We start from the raw sequence: 15,533 nt of genomic DNA on the forward strand, positions 1-15,533 counted from the left end.
TCTAATGCAAAGGATGGATACGTGAGCGAAACAGCCTTGCCAAAAGAAGATCTAGACCAGCCAGCGATCGATGCGCCGGTTGAAACTCCGCCCCCGATGGCGCCGCGTCGCGGCAACGGGTTGGCCATTGTTGCGTTGCTGCTCGGGGCCGCTGGCGTGGCGGTGGGCGGTTGGGGCGTGTGGCAGGTGCGCCACCTGCAAACCAACAACCAGCAGCAGTTCGCCCAGGTCCAGGCGCTGAATGACCAGGCCCAGGCTCTCAAGCTCAACGAGCAACGCCTGAGCGAGCGCCTGACGCAATTACCCCCGGCCGAAGAGTTGGAGGAACGGCGACGCCTGGTGGCCCAGTTGCAAAGTGACCAGCAGCATCTGAACCAGCGCCTGGAAACCGTGCTCGGTGCCAGCCGCAAGGATTGGCGCCTGGCGGAGGCCGAGCACTTGTTGCGCCTGGCCAGCCTGCGTCTTTCCGCCCTGCAAGACATCAACAGTGCCCAGGCACTGGTCCAGGGGGCTGACGAAATCCTGCGCGAGCAGAACGACCCTGGCTCGTTCGCCGCCCGCGAGCAATTGGCCAAGACCCTCGCCGCGTTGCGCAGCACCGAGCAACCGGATCGCACCGGGCTGTTCCTGCAACTGGGGGCCTTGCGTGACCAGGTCCTGGAGCTGACCGAACTGGCGCCCGAGTACAAAGACCGTGGAGAGTCGCTGCTGGGCCTGACCGCCGACGGCGATGGCGCCAGTCGTTGGGCGCAGTGGTGGGATCAGATCTCGCGCTATATCCGTATCGACTTCAATGCGGATGAAAATGTTCGTCCGCTGCTGGCCGGGCAAAGCCTTGTGCAAGTGCGCCTGGCCTTGAGCCTGGCGCTGGAGCAGGCGCAATGGGCCGCGCTCAATGGTCAGGCGCCGGTGTACACCCAGGCGCTGACCGAGGCTCGGGACGTGTTGAAGAACAACTTCAACCAGGACAACCCGCAAAGCAAGATCATGCTCGAACGCGTGGGTGAGCTGTCCAAGCAACCGGTGACGGTGGTCACCCCGGACCTGACGGGCACGCTGAGCAGCGTCCAGGCTTACCTTGAGCGCCGCAATCTCAATGCCCAGGAATCGGTCAAGCCGCTGCCTGCGTCCGGTGCGCAGGAGGCCACGCCATGAAGCGTCTCTACGTGATTCTGTTCGTGGTCATCGCTGCCGCCGCTTCGCTGGGCGTGGCGATTGCCGAGCATTCGGGTTACGTGCTGGTGGCGTACAAGAACTTCCGTTATGAAGCTGGCCTGTGGGTCACCCTGGCGCTGGTGGCGGTGCTCTGGCTGTTGTGGCGAGGCCTGAGGGCGCTGATCGGGCTGGTGACTACGTCCAGCGGCGTGGTCAACCCATGGTCGCGGCGCAACCGCAGCCGTCGCGTGCAAGTGGCGATCGAGCACGGCCAGTTGGACCTGGCGGAAGGTCGCTGGGCCAGTGCCCAACGACACCTGCATCGTGCCGCCGAAGCCGAGCGCCAGCCGCTGCTGTATTACCTCGGTGCCGCCCGTGCGGCCAATGAACAAGGTCTTTACGAACAGAGCGACAGTTTGCTGGAACGCGCCCTGGAGCGTCAGCCCCAAGCGGAACTGGCCATTGCCCTGACGCACGCACAACTGCAGACAGACCGAGGTGACACGGACGGCGCATTGACCACGCTGCAGGCCATGCATGAGCGTCACCCCCATAACGTCCAGGTCCTGCGCCAACTGCAACGACTGCATCAGCAGCGCGGCGACTGGTCAGCGGTGATCCGGCTGTTGCCGGAGCTGCGCAAGGACAAGGTCCTGCCGCCGGCTGAACTGGCTGAACTGGAACGTCGCGCCTGGGGCGAAAACCTCACCCTGGCAGCTCACCGTGAGGAGGACGGCAGCGTCGGTTTGCAGTCGCTCAATCGCGCCTGGCAACAACTGACCTCTGCGCAACGTCAGGAGTCGGCGCTGGTGCTGGCCTATGCCGAGCAGTTGCGCCAGTTGGGGGCCCAGGTCGAGGCCGAAGAGGTACTGCGAGGTGCGCTCAAACGTCACTATGACAGCCATCTGGCGCGCCTGTACGGGTTGGTTTGTGGCCATGATCCGATCCGCCAGTTGCAAATGGCCGAAGGCTGGCTCAAGGGCCACCCGGCCGATCCAAGCCTGCTGCTGACCCTGGGGCGCCTATGCCTGCAGAACAGTTTGTGGGGCAAGGCGCGGGATTATCTGGAAAGCAGTTTGCGCGTCCAGCGCAATCCCGAAGCCTGTGCTGAACTGGCGCGATTGCTGGCGCAACTGGGGGATGCCGAGCGCAGCAACCAGTTGTTCCAGGAAGGGTTGGGGTTGTTGGATGAGCGCTTGCTGGCCGCGCCGTTGCCGACCCCGGCTCAGGTGTTGTCCACCTGAGAGGGGCATAATTGTGGAGAGGGCGCTTGCTCCCGCTCGGCTGATGCCCTGTAGGAGCTGCCGAAGGCTGCGGTCTTTTGGTCTTTTGATCTTTCGCTTGAGATTCAAGTGTCTGGGGAAAGATCGCAGCCTCGTTGCACTCGACAGCTCCTACGCAGCTCCTGCGTGGCGCTTACGCAGCGCCAACATGCAGCTCAGCGGAGCGGGGTTAAGCACCCTCGGCAGGGTTGGTGAGCCTTAAAGGCGCGGTTGCGAATACCGCCCCGTTTTTGGGGCTTTGGCAATGGCGTCAGTAAAGTCCTACAGCCCATCGCGCTGAATCCTCTTTGGCTTGTCGGGAATTCCCTACATCCCTGGTGAAGTGTCTGCGTGGGCCTGCCTTGAAAGGCTCGAGGGCTTTCCTCTACCGTAACTGCTTGTCTCTTCTGTTACGGAACCGCCATGTCTTTGGCCAGCTCACGCTTCTTGTTTTTCATGGCTTCCATCGCCGCAGCCCTGGCTTTGGGCATCGCCACTTATCTGGAATATTCGGTCGGCCTGACGCCTTGCAGCCTGTGTGTCTTGCAGCGGTTGTGCCTGATGCTGTTCCTGGTGAACAGCCTCGTGGCATGCGTGCACGGTCCAGGGCAAAGAGGCAGTCTCTTGTATGGGGCGATAGGGTTGGTTTTTGCGGCGGGTGGGATGACCCTGGCTTGGCGTCAGGTGCTGATACAAAGCCGTTCGTTCGAGCCGTTGCCTGATTGTATTGCGCAGCTCAAGCACGCGGATTCCTGGTGGTGTGCGTTGCATCGCGTCCTCGACGGTGCCGTCGATTGCGCGAATATCACCTGGACGCTGTTTGACCTGAGTATCCCCGAATGGGGCCTGTTGTTTTTTCTCGCGGTGTCCAGCGCGATGACCTATCTGCTGCTGCGCCTTGCTTGGAGTGCTCTGGTACGACCGCTCAGCGGCGATACGTCGCAACTGGTCCGGGTCGTGGATTAAACACTTGTATGAACATTATCTCCTGCGTACCTTGAAGCCATTGTCGTGCGGGCATAATCTGGCTCGCACGTGTTATTGGAATTGTGCCGCTCGATCATGTTGTGTCTGGCTTGTCCCTGTTTATCAGGCTTGGCACAGGCTGCGAGGGGCATGACCCACAAGGGAAAAATCACCATGCTCGAAAGTTGTCAGAATGCTCAGGAACGCTGGGGTGGGGTGCATCTGCTGATCGATCGCTGGTTGCAGGAGCGTCACGAACTGGTTCGGGCCTATGATGCCCTCGGCGATAAACCTGAAGCGCTGAGCGAAAGCCGCAAACCCTTGCAGGAGTTTTGCGGTGTGCTGGTCGACTATGTGTCTGCCGGTCATTTCGAGATCTACGAACAATTGACGGGCGAGGCCAAGGCCTTCAACGACAAGCGCGGCCTGGAGCTCGCCGAGACGATCTACCCGCGCATCGACGTCATCACCGAAAAGCTGCTGGCGTTCAACGACCTGTGCGATGAAGGCAAGTGTGTGGTGGAAAAATTCAAAGAGCTGGGCGGCTTGTTGCATGAACGTTTCGAACTGGAAGACTGCCTGATCGAAGTGCTGCACAACGCTCACAAGGAAGAAGCCGAGGTCCAGGCCTGAGGGTTTCGCAGTCAATAAAAAACGGTGCGCATTGCGCACCGTTTTTTATTGGGCCGGCGTCAGGTCGTCGCGCCCAGCAACTCGATTTCAAACACCAGTGGCGTGAACGGCGGGATCACATCTCCCGCCCCTTCGGCGCCATAGGCCTGGGGTGACGGAATCACCAGCCGCCATTTTGCGCCTACCGGCATTTGCGGCAATGCACTGCGCCAGCCGTCAATCACGCTGTCGAGGTTGAACCACTGCGCCTGGCGGTTTGAGTCGAATACGGTGCCGTCGGGCAAGCGACCGGTATACAGCACCTGGACCTTGCCGTGAGGGCCTGCCTTCGCGCCGTGGCCTGGCTTGATTTCGGTCAGCAGGATGCCGTCTGCGAGTTGCTGGACGCCGGACCGGTTCTTTTCTTCGTTGAGAAATTTCTGCTCCGTGATCAGCGCGGCTTCGATCTGCGGTGTTGTCGACTGCCAATTCAGTTGTGCCTGGTGCTCGGCCAGGATCTGTTCGATGCGTTCATCCTTGAGGGCCAGCGGCTTGCCCAGGTAGGCCCGTTGCAAGCCTTCGACCAGGGCTTTGATCTGCAGGTCCGGCACGTCCTGGCGCAGGCGTTCGCCGAGGCTGGCGCCCAGGCTGTAAGCCAAATCGTGGGCATCGTTTGCGCTGGTCTTTTCAACGGCCTGGACCGTAGAGCAAACCATGCACAGGAATAAAAACAAGTGACGCGACATGTGTGCTCTCCGGCCTCGAATCGAGGAATTATGCCAGTGTCGATATCTGTAGAGGTGGATTGCCAAGGCACTGGCGCAGAAGATTTTTCGTCCCTTGCAACGCAACGTCTTGTGTACTGTCAACATGCCCTAGCGGCGGTTGCAGCAGAGGTCTAGTATGAGCCGCACTCACGTCAGTCAGGAGGTAAACCATGTCGGCCACCAAGAAGCCAGTAAACACTCCGTTGCACTTGCTCCAACAACTCTCGGGCAGCCTGCTCGAACATCTGGAAAATGCCTGCTCCCAAGCCCTGGCTGATGCTGAAAAACTGCTCGCCAAACTTGAAAAACAACGCGGTAAAGCGCAGGAAAAACTGCACAAGTCGCGCACCAAATTGCAAGACGCAGCCACCGCTGGCAAGGCCAAGGCACAAGCCAAGGCCAAAGGTGTCGTGAAAGAACTCGAAGACCTGCTCGATGCCTTGAAGGATCGTCAGTCCGAGACCCGCACCTACATTCTGCAACTCAAACGTGATGCCCAGGAAAGCCTGAAACTGGCCCAGGGTGTCGGTCGCGTGCAGGAAGCCGCAGGCAAGGCGCTGACGCTTCGTGCTGCCAAGCCTGCCGCTGTATCGGCCAAGAAGCCGACGGCTAAACCCGTTGCGGCAAAAGCACCGGCCAAAGTCGCTGCCAAGCCTGCGGCAAAAGCACCGGCCAAAGCTGCCCGCAAGCCAGCTGCCAAATCGGTCGCTGCCAGTGCTGCCAAGCCTGCGGTAAAAAAACCAGTCGTCAAAGCTGCGGCCAAGCCCGCCGCAAAAACGTCGGCCGCTAAACCTGCTGTAAAAGCTGCCGTTAAAACCACCGCTGCAAAACCTGCCGCGACGAAAACCGCTGCCGCTAAACCTGCTGCCAAAGCGGCGGTAAAATCCACTGCAAAATCTGCCGCTGCCAAGCCTGCGGCAACCAAAACGGCGGCGGCCAAGCCTGCTGCGAAAACGGCTGCCAAGCCAGTCGCTGCCAAAGCACCCGCCAAAGTTGCGGCCAAACCCGCTGCCAAACCGGCTGCCGCGAAGCCGGCCGCAGCAAAACCTGTCGCTAAGCCTGCCGTGAAAAAGCCAGCCGCTGCAAAACCTTCGACTGCGCCAGCAGCCAAGCCAGCGACGCCGGCTCCAACCGCCAGCACTCCGGTTGCGGCGACCAGCCCATCTGCCGCCGCTGCGCCAAGCACCAGCAGCACCCCAACCAGCGCTTCCTAAGTGCCGGACACCGCGACGCGCAGCTGATGCAACGCGTCGCGGCTCGCTGCCCCGGCATTCGCCGCCAGCCCCTGCAGCCATTGCGCTGAATCGTTCTGTTGTGCCCCGGGCCAATCCTTGGTCAGCGCTTCCAATCGCTCCAGCAATTGCCGTTCGGCTGCCAACTCCAGTTGCTTGACTTGCTCGCGCAGGCTATTGAGTGCCGTGTCCTGGAGGGCACTGGTTTTCCATTGGCGGCGAAGCGTGCGCAGTGGCCGTACCACCTCGACATCCCATGGCTCGGCCAATCGTCGAAGCTGCTGCAGCCTGTGTTCATTGCAGGCCACGCCGCGCTGCGCCAGCCACAGGCCACACAGCAGCAGGCAGACGTTGGCGCCGGCGTCTTGTGACGCCAGGCAGGCAGGCTCTACGCCAGGCTTGGCATAGAGCTCGAGGGAAAAATTCCACAGGTCAGGGGGCATCGTGCTACTCGCGCCAGTTGTGAGCGAAGCTGGTAGACTCCGCCGCCATTATGATCCGACTTCAGAACCTGACTTTACAGCGTGGCCCGCAACGTCTGCTAGAAGACGCCGAGCTGACCCTGCACGCCGGCCACAAAGCTGGCCTCATCGGTGCCAACGGCGCCGGCAAATCGAGCCTGTTCGCCTTGCTGCGAGGCGAGCTGCACCCGGACTCGGGTGATTGCCTGTTGCCGGCCGATTGGCGCATCGCCCACATGCGCCAGGAGGTCGACACCCTCGAGCGCCTGGCGGTGGACTACGTGCTCGATGGCGACCTGCGCCTGCGCCAGGTGCAACGTGACCTGGCTGCGGCCGAAGCGGCCCACGACGGCGCCGCACAGGCCCGCCTGCACGCGGAACTCGACAGTGCCGATGGCTACACCGCCGATGCCCGTGCGCGCAAATTGCTCGCCGGCCTGGGCTTTACCAATGAGCAGATGGATCGCCAGGTCGGGGACTTCTCCGGTGGCTGGCGGATGCGCCTGAACTTGGCCCAGGCCTTGATGTGTCCTTCGGATCTGCTGTTGCTCGATGAACCGACCAACCACTTGGACCTCGACGCCATCATCTGGCTCGAAGACTGGCTCAAGAGTTACCCGGGCACGCTGCTGCTGATTTCCCACGACCGTGATTTCCTCGACGCGGTGGTGGATCACGTGGCCCACGTCGATCAGCGCAAGCTCACCTTGTACCGCGGCGGCTATAGCGCCTTCGAGCGCGCGCGTGCCGAACGCCTGGCCCAGCAGCAGCAGGCCTACGAGAAGCAACAGGCGCAACGTGCGCACATGGAAAGCTACATCGCCCGCTTCAAGGCCCAGGCCACCAAGGCCCGTCAGGCCCAGAGCCGGATCAAGGCGCTGGAGCGGATGGAAGAGTTGTCGGCGGCCCACGTCGATTCACCGTTCGATTTTGTCTTCCGCGAATCGACCAAGATTTCCAGCCCTTTGATCGACCTGTCCGACGCGCGCCTGGGTTACGGCGACAAGACCGTGCTGGAGAAGGTCAAGCTGCAACTGACCCCGGGTGCGCGGATCGGTCTGCTGGGGCCCAACGGTGCCGGTAAGTCGACCCTGATCAAGAACCTGTCCGGTGAACTCGAGCCTCTGGCTGGGCGCCTGACCCGGGGCGAGAACACGGTGGTCGGCTACTTCGCCCAGCATCAGCTCGATTCCCTGGATTCCAAGGCCAGCCCGCTGTTGCACCTGCAACGCCTGGCTCCGACCGAGCGTGAGCAGGTCTTGCGCGATTTCCTCGGCGGTTTCGATTTCCGCGGGGCGCGCATCGACGAACCGGTGCTGAATTTCTCCGGTGGCGAAAAGGCGCGCCTGGCGCTGGCGTTGATCGCCTGGGGCCGGCCGAACTTGTTGCTGCTCGACGAACCGACCAACCACCTGGACCTGGAGATGCGCCTGGCCCTGACCATGGCTTTGCAGGAATTCAGTGGTGCGGTGCTGGTGGTGTCCCACGATCGGCATTTGCTCAAGAGCACCACGGATAATTTCTTCCTGGTGGCCGACGGCAAGGTCGAGGAGTTCGACGGCGACCTGGAAGACTACGCCCGTTGGCTGGTGGAATACCGTCAGCGCAACGCGCCGGTCAGCAACACGCCGGTCAACCCGGACAAGACCGACAAGAAAGCCCAGCGCCAGGCCGCCGCGGCATTGCGCCAGCAACTGGCACCGCACAAGCGTGAGTCCGACAAGCTCGAAGTCGAGTTGGGCAAGCTGCATGCAAAGCTGCAAACGATCGAAACCAGCCTTGGCGACAGTGGTCTCTACGAGGCCGCGCGCAAAGATGAGTTGCGCGACCTGCTGGCCGAGCAGGCCAAGCTGAAGGTTCGGGAAGCGGAGCTCGAGGAGGCGTGGATGCAAGCGCTGGAACTGCTGGAAAACCTGCAAGCGGAGCTGGAGGCATTGTCCTGATGGACGCGTTGGCGTTGCCTGTACCCATCATGTGGATCGAGCCGATCTGGCTGGGTGTGCAAATCCTGCTGATCCTGCTGGCCGGTTATGTCGCGCAGCGTGTCGTGGCGCGGACCCTTACAGGTCTGGGTGAGCGTTACCCGTTTCCACCCCAACTGGTCATTATCCTGCGGGGAGTGTTGCGCTGGCTGATCATGGGCGCTGCGGTGCTGGTGGTGCTCGAACGCTTGGGCGTCTCGGCCACGGTGCTGTGGACGGCACTGTCGGGCTTCGTTGCGGTGGCCGCGGTGGCGTTCTTTGCCATCTGGAGCGTGCTGTCGAACCTGTTTTGCGCCGTTTTGATCTACACCGTCGGACCGTTTCGCCTGGGCGATGTGGTCGAGTTGGTGGACACCACCGACAAGCCCGGCATCAAGGGGCGTGTCGTGGCGATCAACCTGCTGTACACCACGTTGATCGAGCCCGAGGAAATCGGCACCGGCAGCGCCATGGTGCAAGTGCCCAACAGCCTGTTCTTCCAGCGTTCGGTGCGGCGCTGGCGCGGCAGCGAGGCGTTTCCGGTGGGTGGTTTCGTCGAGTAATACGAGGGCTGCTACGCGGCCCAGCGGGAGCGAGCGCCCTCGCCATGGTGCTTTTAAGTGAATACCGCAGGCGTGTGCAAAAAAACGGTGGTCAACGACCTGACGGCGCATTAGCTTAGTCGTTTCGACAAATTCGAGCCGGGGAGTGCAATGGTGCTGGAAACATGGCTGGCGTTTTTCGCTGCGTGCTGGTTGATCAGTCTTTCGCCGGGTGCCGGCGCTATTGCATCGATGTCCAGCGGGCTGCGGTACGGCTTCTGGCGTGGTTACTGGAATGCCTTGGGCCTGCAGTTGGGCCTGGCGTTGCAAATCGTGATCGTCGCCGCCGGTGTTGGCGCGATTCTTACGGCGTCGGCCACGGCGTTCTATGCAATCAAATGGTTCGGCGTGGGCTACCTGGTCTATCTGGGTGTCAAACAGTGGCGAGCCATCCCCAGTGAAATGACTGACGATGCGGGCCCGCGGCCCATCGGCAAGCCCCTGGCACTGGTGTTTCGCGGCTTCCTGGTCAACATCAGCAACCCCAAGGCGTTGGTGTTCATGCTGGCGGTGTTGCCGCAGTTCATCAATCCCCATGCACCGTTGATCCAGCAATACCTGATCCTTGGGGTCACCATGATCGTTGTCGACCTCATCGTCATGGCAGGGTACACCGGACTGGCATCCAAAGTCCTGCGCCTGTTGCATACCCCGAAACAGCAGCGGCGGATGAACCGTGCCTTCGCGGGTATGTTCATTGGTGCGGCGGGTTTGCTCGCGACGATTCGCAAGGCTGCGGTGTAAAACCGAGCGTGAGTGGAGCAGGGTAAGCACTACGTAGGCGCTGCCGAGCGAAGCGAGGCTGCGATCTTTCCCCTGACACTTGAATCTCAAGCGAAAGATGAAAAGATCGCAGCCTCGCTTCGCTCGGCAGCGCCTACGAGGTCAGCGCAGGATCACCGGCGCCGTATCCCGTGGCAGATTGTTGCGCTGCATCGGCTCGCCCGGTTGTTGATAGCTCGGGCCGCCGAGCTGTTCGCTCAGTTGCCGCGCCACATCTTCCCCCAGGGCCTTGGACACTTCGCGCACCACCCGTGGACGGTTGAGGCTGATGTGGACGTCCCGGTGGTTCAACAGCTTGGTGTCCTGGCCTTCGCCCATGGCCGTAAAGGCCGAGGTGATTTCGTAGGTCTTGGTGTTGATCAAGCTGAAGTCTGCCACCAGGGTCAGCGCCAGCACGGCCGAGTAGCTGGCGGTATTGGCCAGCTCGTTGATGTCGCGGGTGAAGTCGATGTCCGACACCGTGCCGAACAGCACGTAATCGGCACCTTTGAAGTTCCCGGCCTTGATGCGTTTGATCACGTCATAGATGTCGCCCTTGGACGCCGCCGTGTAGGGTGTGCCCTGGGTCAGCTGGAACATCCCGCTGCGCAGAATCTCGCCCTTGATGTCGCCGGTGAACTTGCGCAGTTCGCCCTGCTCGATGTAGCTGCTGGTGGCTTCCATCTCGTCGTAGCTCGAGGAAGCGCTGGCGCTGTAAGGGTTCGCCTGGAAGTTGCTCTGCGCTGAAACGGTGTGGATGTATTCCTCCACCCGTTCCTGGTACGCAAGGTCGGTCACCGCAACTTTTGGGGCCGCCTGCGCACCAAATGCGCAGGCCAGGGCCATGATGCCTATCCATGTGCGCATGGCTTAACGCTCCGTGGTCTTGCGGATTTCTTTTTCGTCCATCCACTCGGCCAGACCGCTTTCGACGTCGATCAATTGCAGGCTGAATTTGTAGAAGACGTCCTTGTAGTCGCTGCTGCGCTTGACGATCGAGCTGATGGAGCCTTCAAGACGGTACTTGGCAGCGATCATGTTGCCGGTCTTGGCCACGGTGCTTTTCTTGTACAGGCCGCTTTGGTTCTGCAGCTTGAGCTGATCAACCTGGCTGCCCATGGCGGTATTGTCGCTGGCGAAACGGGCCGCGCCGGTCTTCATCAGCTGAGTCTTGATGCTGGTGGTGATTTCGCGGGTGTCGATGTATTCGCTGGTCTTGTTCTTCACGTCATAGACCTGGACTACCGGGCGACCTTGCAGGATGCCGGACTGGGCCAGGGAGCGGGTCATGGACTCGGCGATCATTTGCAGGTCGGTGGAGCCGAACTCGTTGGTCACGGTTTCCACGGCCTTGGTATCGCCGTAGCTGATGTTCTTGTTACCCAGGACCGGCGAGTTGTTGGCACAGCCGCTGACCAGCAAGGCGGCGAGGGCGAGGGAGGAAATGCGTACGAACATGTGGGTGCTCTCAATAACTGTATAAAAGGTTTTGTGGCGAGGAGATTTGGCGAAACGCCTCACCGCCCCGCTGGCTGCGCACTGTAGGAGCGGCCAAAGGCTGCGATCTTTTGATCTTTCGCTTGAGACTCAAGTGTCTGGGGAAAGATCGCAGCCTCGTTGCACTCGTCAGCTCCTACGCAGCGCTTATGACACGGGCTCAAGGGGTATTGATTTCCAAACGGAAATCCACCGCCTTGGGTGTCGGTGCGATGGCCGGCAGGAAACTGGTCTGTTCGCCGTACAGCGTCAGGCTTTTCCAGGTTTCTTCCTCGGCGATCGGAAAGCCTTCCGGCCCCAGCCAGGCAAATCGGTAATACATCGTCTTGTTGTTGTAGCTGGTGTTGCTCAACTGGACATTGACGGTCATGTAACCGTTTTCCCGGGCTACGCGCATGGCGCCGACCACGATGTTCTTGGTCTTGCCCATCGACACGACCTTGCTGGCGGCGCTGCCCGGTTCCGGTGGCGGCGGGGTGGCGCAACCGGCCAGCAAGGCCAGGGCGCCGACGGCGATCAGTTTTAAACGCATGTGAGCAAGACTCCGTTCTTAAGGTTGCTTGAGGGCGATGGCGCTCGGGTTGGCGTTTGGTATCACCTGGGCAGCCAGGCCACCGGCGTACACCTGGTTACCCACCGCCCGCAGGCTGATGACCTGGTAGCGTTGGTCGACGGTGACCTGGACCACCGAGCCGCCCACCGAGCTTGGCAAGGTGACCTGGTGCTCGCCTTTCTTCAGGCGCAGGCGCACCACTTGGGTGTAGTCAGGCAGGGTGCGCCAGGTCCGGGTGTCGGCGCCTTCGAGTACGGCCGAGGTGAGGCCGACGGCGAGGCCGGCCAGTGGGTTGGTGTCGTTGATCTGCTTTTGCGCCACGCCACGGGTGATGGCGCGCACGGTGGTGCGCAGGATGATGCCTGGCATGTCGTCGCGCAGGGCGCGGCGGGACATGGCGGTGGTGCTGTTGAGTTGGGTCAGCTCCAACTGACGGCCGTCGACACCGATTTGGCTGAAGGTGGCCGTGGAGGTGTCAGGCTTGATCAGCGGGAACGACAACGGCGTGATGACCAGGTTGCCGCTGATCGGCAAGGGCAGGGGAATACGGATCGAGTCCCGGGACGGTGCCAGGCCACTCTGCACCACGATCAGGATGTCGCTGTCATCGTTCTTGGCGGCAGGCTTGTCGAGGTTGAGCAGGGCCTGTTCCAGCAGCGGCGTGTTGGGGCGCAGTTCGGCGGCCTTGCGGTAGCCCGGTGCGGCCAGGTCTTTTTCACCCAGGGCTTCGTAGACGAAGCCGGCCAGGTAATGGCTGAACGCGCTCTGATAACTGTTTTTCAGGCTGACCACTTCCGGGGCGTCGAGGCTGGCCACCGGATAACCCTTGAGGTCCTTGTATTCGGTCTTGACCCCTTGCTTCTCGGCGTCTTCCTCGCGCTTGAGGTATTCCTTGTCCCGCAGGTCGGCGATCACCGCTTCGCGTTCGTGGGTCTTCTTGATCTGGGTTCGCGCGCCATCGAAGTCATTCACCGCCAGCAGGTTCAGGGCCATCTGCGTGGTCAGCATGACCTTTTCGTAATCGTAGCCTTCGTAGCGGCGGACTTTATCGTTGACCAGGAAGCTGCCGAACTGGGCCAGGTACTTGGCCGTGTCGAGTTTGACCGCGTCTTCCCATTGACCAACCTGTTGGTCGGCGCTGGTCCAGGCCGTCTGGCTGCCGGACAAATCACCCTTGGCGCGCAGCAACTCACCTTTCTCGAAGTAGTACAGCAGGTCCTTGTCCTGGCTGGTGTTGTTCTTTTCCAGCAGTGTCAATGCGGCGTCGACGTTGCCGGAAGCCAGTTGCTGGTTGGTCTGGGCCAATTCACTGTCGTAGTTGCGAAGGGCCGAACAGCCGGACAACAAGGTGATCGCACCGAGGGCGACCGGAAAAGCGACACGGGATGCCATGAACATTTCTTCCCTGAGTAACAGCCGAGTTTGCGGGTCGGGCTGGATCGATCCCACGGACAAGCGTCGAGACGCTGCCGGTTCCTCATAAAAAGAGGAGCTTTTATGCCATCCAACAATAAGAAGGCGGCGCGATTATAAACATGGCGCTTGGCTATGTAATGGCTTTTCGATCTCGAAATGCCTTTTTTGTGACATCACCTTCAAAGTACGAATATCCGATGAAAATGTGCCGCCAAAGCACATCGGCTCTTGAGCCAAAGTCATTGGAAGTGAACAATGTGTTACTTCTTATTACCAACCGAGAGTCATTCATGACTGCGCCGTTCCGTTTCCTGGCCTGGCTTGTACTGCCATTGCTTGCGCTGTGCAGCCCCCCGCTGCTGGCCGACACCGTCGAGGGCGCCCCCCAGGCGCTGCATTTGCTGGATTACATCGGCGCGGATTACCCAGCGACGGTCGAGGCAGGCAAGGTCATCGAGGAGGGGGAATACCGCGAGCAGCTGGAATTCACCCAGGTGTTGGAAGGGTTGATCGCCGGGCTGCCGGCCAAGCCGGAAAAGACTGAGCTGGTCCACGGCATCGACACCCTGCGCAATGCAATCACCCAGCGCCAGGACGGCGGCGATGTCGCCCGCCTGACGCGGCAACTGGGGGCTCGGTTGGCAGTGGCGTATGAAGTCAGCCAGGCGCCGGTCATCACCCCCGATCCTTCCCGCGGCGCACCGCTGTATGCCCAGAATTGCTCGGTGTGCCACGGTGCCAACGGTGCTGGCGACGGTCCTGCCGGTGTCGGCCTGGAACCGCCGCCCGCCAACATGCGGGACGCCCAGCGGCTGGATCGCCTGAGTCTTTATGCGATCTACAACACCGTCGGCATGGGCATCGACGGCACCGACATGCCGGCCTTCGCCGATCAGCTCGACGACCGTCAGCGCTGGGACCTGGCGACCTACATCGCCAGTTTCAGCGCCGACCCGGCGGCCGCCAAAAGTGAACAGGTCTTCAACCTCGCTGACCTGGCGCGCCAGACCCCGGCCGAAGTCCTCGCCGCGCAAGGCACGGCAGTGGCGGCGACGTTCCGTGCCCAGCGTGCCCAGCCGCCGCAGGTGCAACGTGGCCCGGCGCAGTTGCTCGACTACACGGCGGCCACCCTGGATAAAAGCATCGCGGCGTATCGTGCCGGTGACCACGACCAGGCCTACGATCTGTCGGTAGCCGCTTACCTGGAAGGTTTCGAGCTGGTAGAAAGCTCGCTGGATAACGTCGACGCCAACGTGCGCAAGGACACCGAAAAGTCCCTGATGGCCTACCGTCAGTCTTTGCAGGACGGTTTGCCGATCGAGCAGACGGTACAGCGCCTGGACGCGGCCAAGGCCAAGTTGAAGGCGTCAGCCGACCTGCTGGGCGGCGATGGCTTGAGCTGGTCGCTGAGCTACATCTCCGGGTTGCTGATTCTGCTGCGCGAAGGGCTGGAGGCGATCCTGGTGCTGGCGGCGATCCTGGCGTTCCTGCGCAACACCGGTCAGCAGTCGGCCGTGCGCAGCGTTAACGTCGGTTGGGGCCTGGCACTGTTGGCCGGCCTGGCGACCTGGGGGGTGGCGGCGTATGTGATTGACGTCAGCGGTGCCCAGCGTGAGTTGCTCGAAGGCGCGACGGCCTTGTTCGCCAGTGTGATGGTGCTGTGGCTGGGGGTCTGGATGCACGACCGTCGCCACGCAGCGGCCTGGCAGGACTACATCAAGAGCAGCCTGGTGGGCGGCGGTGGTCGTTTTGGTTTTGCGATCCTGGCGTTCTTCTCGGTCTATCGCGAACTGTTCGAGGTGATCCTGTTCTACGAAACCCTGTGGTTGCAAGCGGGCCCCGCCGGGCACAACGCAGTACTGGCCGGTGGCGTGACGGCGCTGGTGTTGTTGATGGGGCTGGCCTGGGTGATCCTGCGCGGCTCGGCGAAACTGCCGCTGGCGTTGTTCTTCAGCATCAACGCTGGGTTACTGTGCGCGCTGTCGGTGGTATTCGCCGGTCACGGCGTGAAGGCATTGCAGGAAGCCGGGATCTTCGGCACCCATCCGGTGGCGTTCTTCGACTTTGACTGGCTGGGCATTCATGCCGATGCCTATTCGCTGGCCGCTCAAGTGGTGGCGATCCTGGCGATCGTGGTGCTGTATGGGCGCAGTTGGGTGGTGGAGAAACGTAGGGTCCAGGTTTCCTGAAAAGCATTCGCTGCGCTCATAATCACGGGCAAGCCTTGCTCCCACAGTCAACACTCCCCTGTTGGGGCAAGGCTTGTGTGGGAGCAAGCTTGCCCGCG

The 15,533-nt window shown here is 61.4% G+C and carries 15 protein-coding genes; 9 read left to right on the forward strand and 6 right to left on the reverse strand.

The window, feature by feature from the left end:
- Positions 1 to 21 precede the first annotated feature (21 nt).
- The 4 genes from AACY31_RS08335 to rsd all read left to right on the forward strand — a co-directional run bounded on the left by AACY31_RS08335 (position 22) and on the right by rsd (position 4,016).
- Entirely contained in the window at positions 22 to 1,155 is a 1,134-nt protein-coding gene (locus AACY31_RS08335) for a uroporphyrinogen-III C-methyltransferase (protein ID WP_339479719.1), read from the forward strand.
- A complete protein-coding gene (locus tag AACY31_RS08340; RefSeq protein ID WP_339479575.1) occupies positions 1,152 to 2,399 on the forward strand; it encodes a heme biosynthesis protein HemY in 1,248 nt (415 codons plus the stop codon). Before AACY31_RS08335 ends, AACY31_RS08340 begins: the two co-directional genes overlap by 4 nt.
- 441 nt (positions 2,400 to 2,840) lie before the next feature.
- A complete protein-coding gene (locus AACY31_RS08345; RefSeq protein WP_339479573.1) occupies positions 2,841 to 3,383 on the forward strand; it encodes a disulfide bond formation protein B in 543 nt (180 codons plus the stop codon).
- 174 nt (positions 3,384 to 3,557) lie between these two features.
- The gene (gene rsd, locus AACY31_RS08350) at positions 3,558 to 4,016 is read left to right on the forward strand and encodes a sigma D regulator (protein ID WP_339479571.1); all 459 of its coding nucleotides are present in this window, start codon (positions 3,558 to 3,560) and stop codon (positions 4,014 to 4,016) included.
- 59 nt (positions 4,017 to 4,075) lie between these two features.
- Here the strand turns inward: rsd and AACY31_RS08355 are convergent, their stop codons facing one another.
- Positions 4,076 to 4,741 carry an FKBP-type peptidyl-prolyl cis-trans isomerase gene (locus tag AACY31_RS08355; protein WP_339479570.1) on the reverse strand — a complete coding sequence of 222 codons (666 nt, stop codon included), beginning with the start codon at positions 4,739 to 4,741 and terminating at the stop codon, positions 4,076 to 4,078.
- A 191-nt stretch (positions 4,742 to 4,932) separates the two neighbouring features.
- Between AACY31_RS08355 and AACY31_RS08360 the strand changes: the two genes are divergently transcribed.
- The gene (locus AACY31_RS08360; protein ID WP_339504318.1) at positions 4,933 to 5,976 is read left to right on the forward strand and encodes an AlgP family protein; all 1,044 of its coding nucleotides are present in this window, start codon (positions 4,933 to 4,935) and stop codon (positions 5,974 to 5,976) included.
- Here the strand turns inward: AACY31_RS08360 and AACY31_RS08365 are convergent.
- The gene (locus AACY31_RS08365; RefSeq protein WP_339479568.1) at positions 5,973 to 6,437 is read right to left on the reverse strand and encodes a TIGR02444 family protein; all 465 of its coding nucleotides are present in this window, start codon (positions 6,435 to 6,437) and stop codon (positions 5,973 to 5,975) included. The two genes, AACY31_RS08360 and AACY31_RS08365, sit on opposite strands and share 4 nt — an antisense overlap.
- 50 nt (positions 6,438 to 6,487) lie before the next feature.
- On the opposite strand from AACY31_RS08365, the gene AACY31_RS08370 reads away from it, so the two are divergent.
- The 3 genes from AACY31_RS08370 (at position 6,488) to AACY31_RS08380 (ending at position 9,762) form a co-directional block, all read left to right on the forward strand.
- Positions 6,488 to 8,398 carry an ATP-binding cassette domain-containing protein gene (locus AACY31_RS08370; protein WP_339479566.1) on the forward strand — a complete coding sequence of 637 codons (1,911 nt, stop codon included), beginning with the start codon at positions 6,488 to 6,490 and terminating at the stop codon, positions 8,396 to 8,398.
- On the forward strand, positions 8,398 to 8,979 hold the full coding sequence (locus tag AACY31_RS08375) for a mechanosensitive ion channel family protein (protein ID WP_339479564.1): 582 nt from the start codon (positions 8,398 to 8,400) through the stop codon (positions 8,977 to 8,979). The genes AACY31_RS08370 and AACY31_RS08375 overlap by 1 nt, the downstream gene beginning before the upstream one ends.
- Positions 8,980 to 9,129: 150 nt before the next feature.
- Positions 9,130 to 9,762, forward strand: coding sequence for a LysE family transporter (locus AACY31_RS08380; RefSeq protein WP_339479562.1), 633 nt, complete (start codon positions 9,130 to 9,132; stop codon positions 9,760 to 9,762).
- A gap of 141 nt (positions 9,763 to 9,903) precedes the next feature.
- Here the strand turns inward: AACY31_RS08380 and AACY31_RS08385 are convergent, their stop codons facing one another.
- The 4 genes from AACY31_RS08385 to AACY31_RS08400 all read right to left on the reverse strand — a co-directional run bounded on the left by AACY31_RS08385 (position 9,904) and on the right by AACY31_RS08400 (position 13,222).
- Positions 9,904 to 10,647, reverse strand: a complete 744-nt coding sequence (locus tag AACY31_RS08385; RefSeq protein WP_339504319.1) for a penicillin-binding protein activator LpoB — start codon at positions 10,645 to 10,647, stop codon at positions 9,904 to 9,906.
- Between the two features lie 3 nt (positions 10,648 to 10,650).
- Positions 10,651 to 11,238: a penicillin-binding protein activator LpoB gene (lpoB, locus tag AACY31_RS08390; protein ID WP_339479559.1), complete on the reverse strand. Its 588-nt coding sequence runs from the start codon at positions 11,236 to 11,238 to the stop codon at positions 10,651 to 10,653.
- A 199-nt stretch (positions 11,239 to 11,437) separates the two neighbouring features.
- Complete coding sequence (locus tag AACY31_RS08395; protein ID WP_339479557.1) at positions 11,438 to 11,809, reverse strand: YcfL family protein; 372 nt, start codon at positions 11,807 to 11,809, stop codon at positions 11,438 to 11,440.
- 18 nt (positions 11,810 to 11,827) lie between these two features.
- Positions 11,828 to 13,222: a COG3014 family protein gene (locus tag AACY31_RS08400; RefSeq protein ID WP_339479556.1), complete on the reverse strand. Its 1,395-nt coding sequence runs from the start codon at positions 13,220 to 13,222 to the stop codon at positions 11,828 to 11,830.
- Positions 13,223 to 13,536: 314 nt separating this feature from the next.
- Here AACY31_RS08400 and AACY31_RS08405 point away from each other — a divergent pair, with 314 nt between their 5' ends.
- Positions 13,537 to 15,435: a cytochrome c/FTR1 family iron permease gene (locus AACY31_RS08405; protein ID WP_339479555.1), complete on the forward strand. Its 1,899-nt coding sequence runs from the start codon at positions 13,537 to 13,539 to the stop codon at positions 15,433 to 15,435.
- The last annotated feature ends 98 nt before the right edge of the window (positions 15,436 to 15,533 follow it).

The organism is Pseudomonas sp. RL_105y_Pfl2_101, assembly GCF_963970585.1.
Lineage (GTDB): Bacteria > Pseudomonadota > Gammaproteobacteria > Pseudomonadales > Pseudomonadaceae > Aquipseudomonas.

What these genes read in the sequence shown, in the direction of transcription:
- AACY31_RS08380 (WP_339479562.1), top strand. Translation starts at nt 9,130, where the DNA reads ATGGTGCTGGAAACATGGCTGGCGTTTTTCGCTGCGTGCTGGTTGATC.
- AACY31_RS08340 (WP_339479575.1), top strand. Translation starts at nt 1,152, where the DNA reads ATGAAGCGTCTCTACGTGATTCTGTTCGTGGTCATCGCTGCCGCCGCT.
- AACY31_RS08360 (WP_339504318.1), top strand. Translation starts at nt 4,933, where the DNA reads ATGTCGGCCACCAAGAAGCCAGTAAACACTCCGTTGCACTTGCTCCAA.
- AACY31_RS08395 (WP_339479557.1), bottom strand. Translation starts at nt 11,809, where the DNA reads ATGCGTTTAAAACTGATCGCCGTCGGCGCCCTGGCCTTGCTGGCCGGT.
- AACY31_RS08405 (WP_339479555.1), top strand. Translation starts at nt 13,537, where the DNA reads ATGACTGCGCCGTTCCGTTTCCTGGCCTGGCTTGTACTGCCATTGCTT.
- rsd (WP_339479571.1), top strand. Translation starts at nt 3,558, where the DNA reads ATGCTCGAAAGTTGTCAGAATGCTCAGGAACGCTGGGGTGGGGTGCAT.
- AACY31_RS08400 (WP_339479556.1), bottom strand. Translation starts at nt 13,222, where the DNA reads ATGGCATCCCGTGTCGCTTTTCCGGTCGCCCTCGGTGCGATCACCTTG.
- AACY31_RS08370 (WP_339479566.1), top strand. Translation starts at nt 6,488, where the DNA reads ATGATCCGACTTCAGAACCTGACTTTACAGCGTGGCCCGCAACGTCTG.
- AACY31_RS08385 (WP_339504319.1), bottom strand. Translation starts at nt 10,647, where the DNA reads ATGCGCACATGGATAGGCATCATGGCCCTGGCCTGCGCATTTGGTGCG.
- AACY31_RS08365 (WP_339479568.1), bottom strand. Translation starts at nt 6,437, where the DNA reads ATGCCCCCTGACCTGTGGAATTTTTCCCTCGAGCTCTATGCCAAGCCT.
- lpoB (WP_339479559.1), bottom strand. Translation starts at nt 11,238, where the DNA reads ATGTTCGTACGCATTTCCTCCCTCGCCCTCGCCGCCTTGCTGGTCAGC.
- AACY31_RS08345 (WP_339479573.1), top strand. Translation starts at nt 2,841, where the DNA reads ATGTCTTTGGCCAGCTCACGCTTCTTGTTTTTCATGGCTTCCATCGCC.
- AACY31_RS08375 (WP_339479564.1), top strand. Translation starts at nt 8,398, where the DNA reads ATGGACGCGTTGGCGTTGCCTGTACCCATCATGTGGATCGAGCCGATC.
- AACY31_RS08355 (WP_339479570.1), bottom strand. Translation starts at nt 4,741, where the DNA reads ATGTCGCGTCACTTGTTTTTATTCCTGTGCATGGTTTGCTCTACGGTC.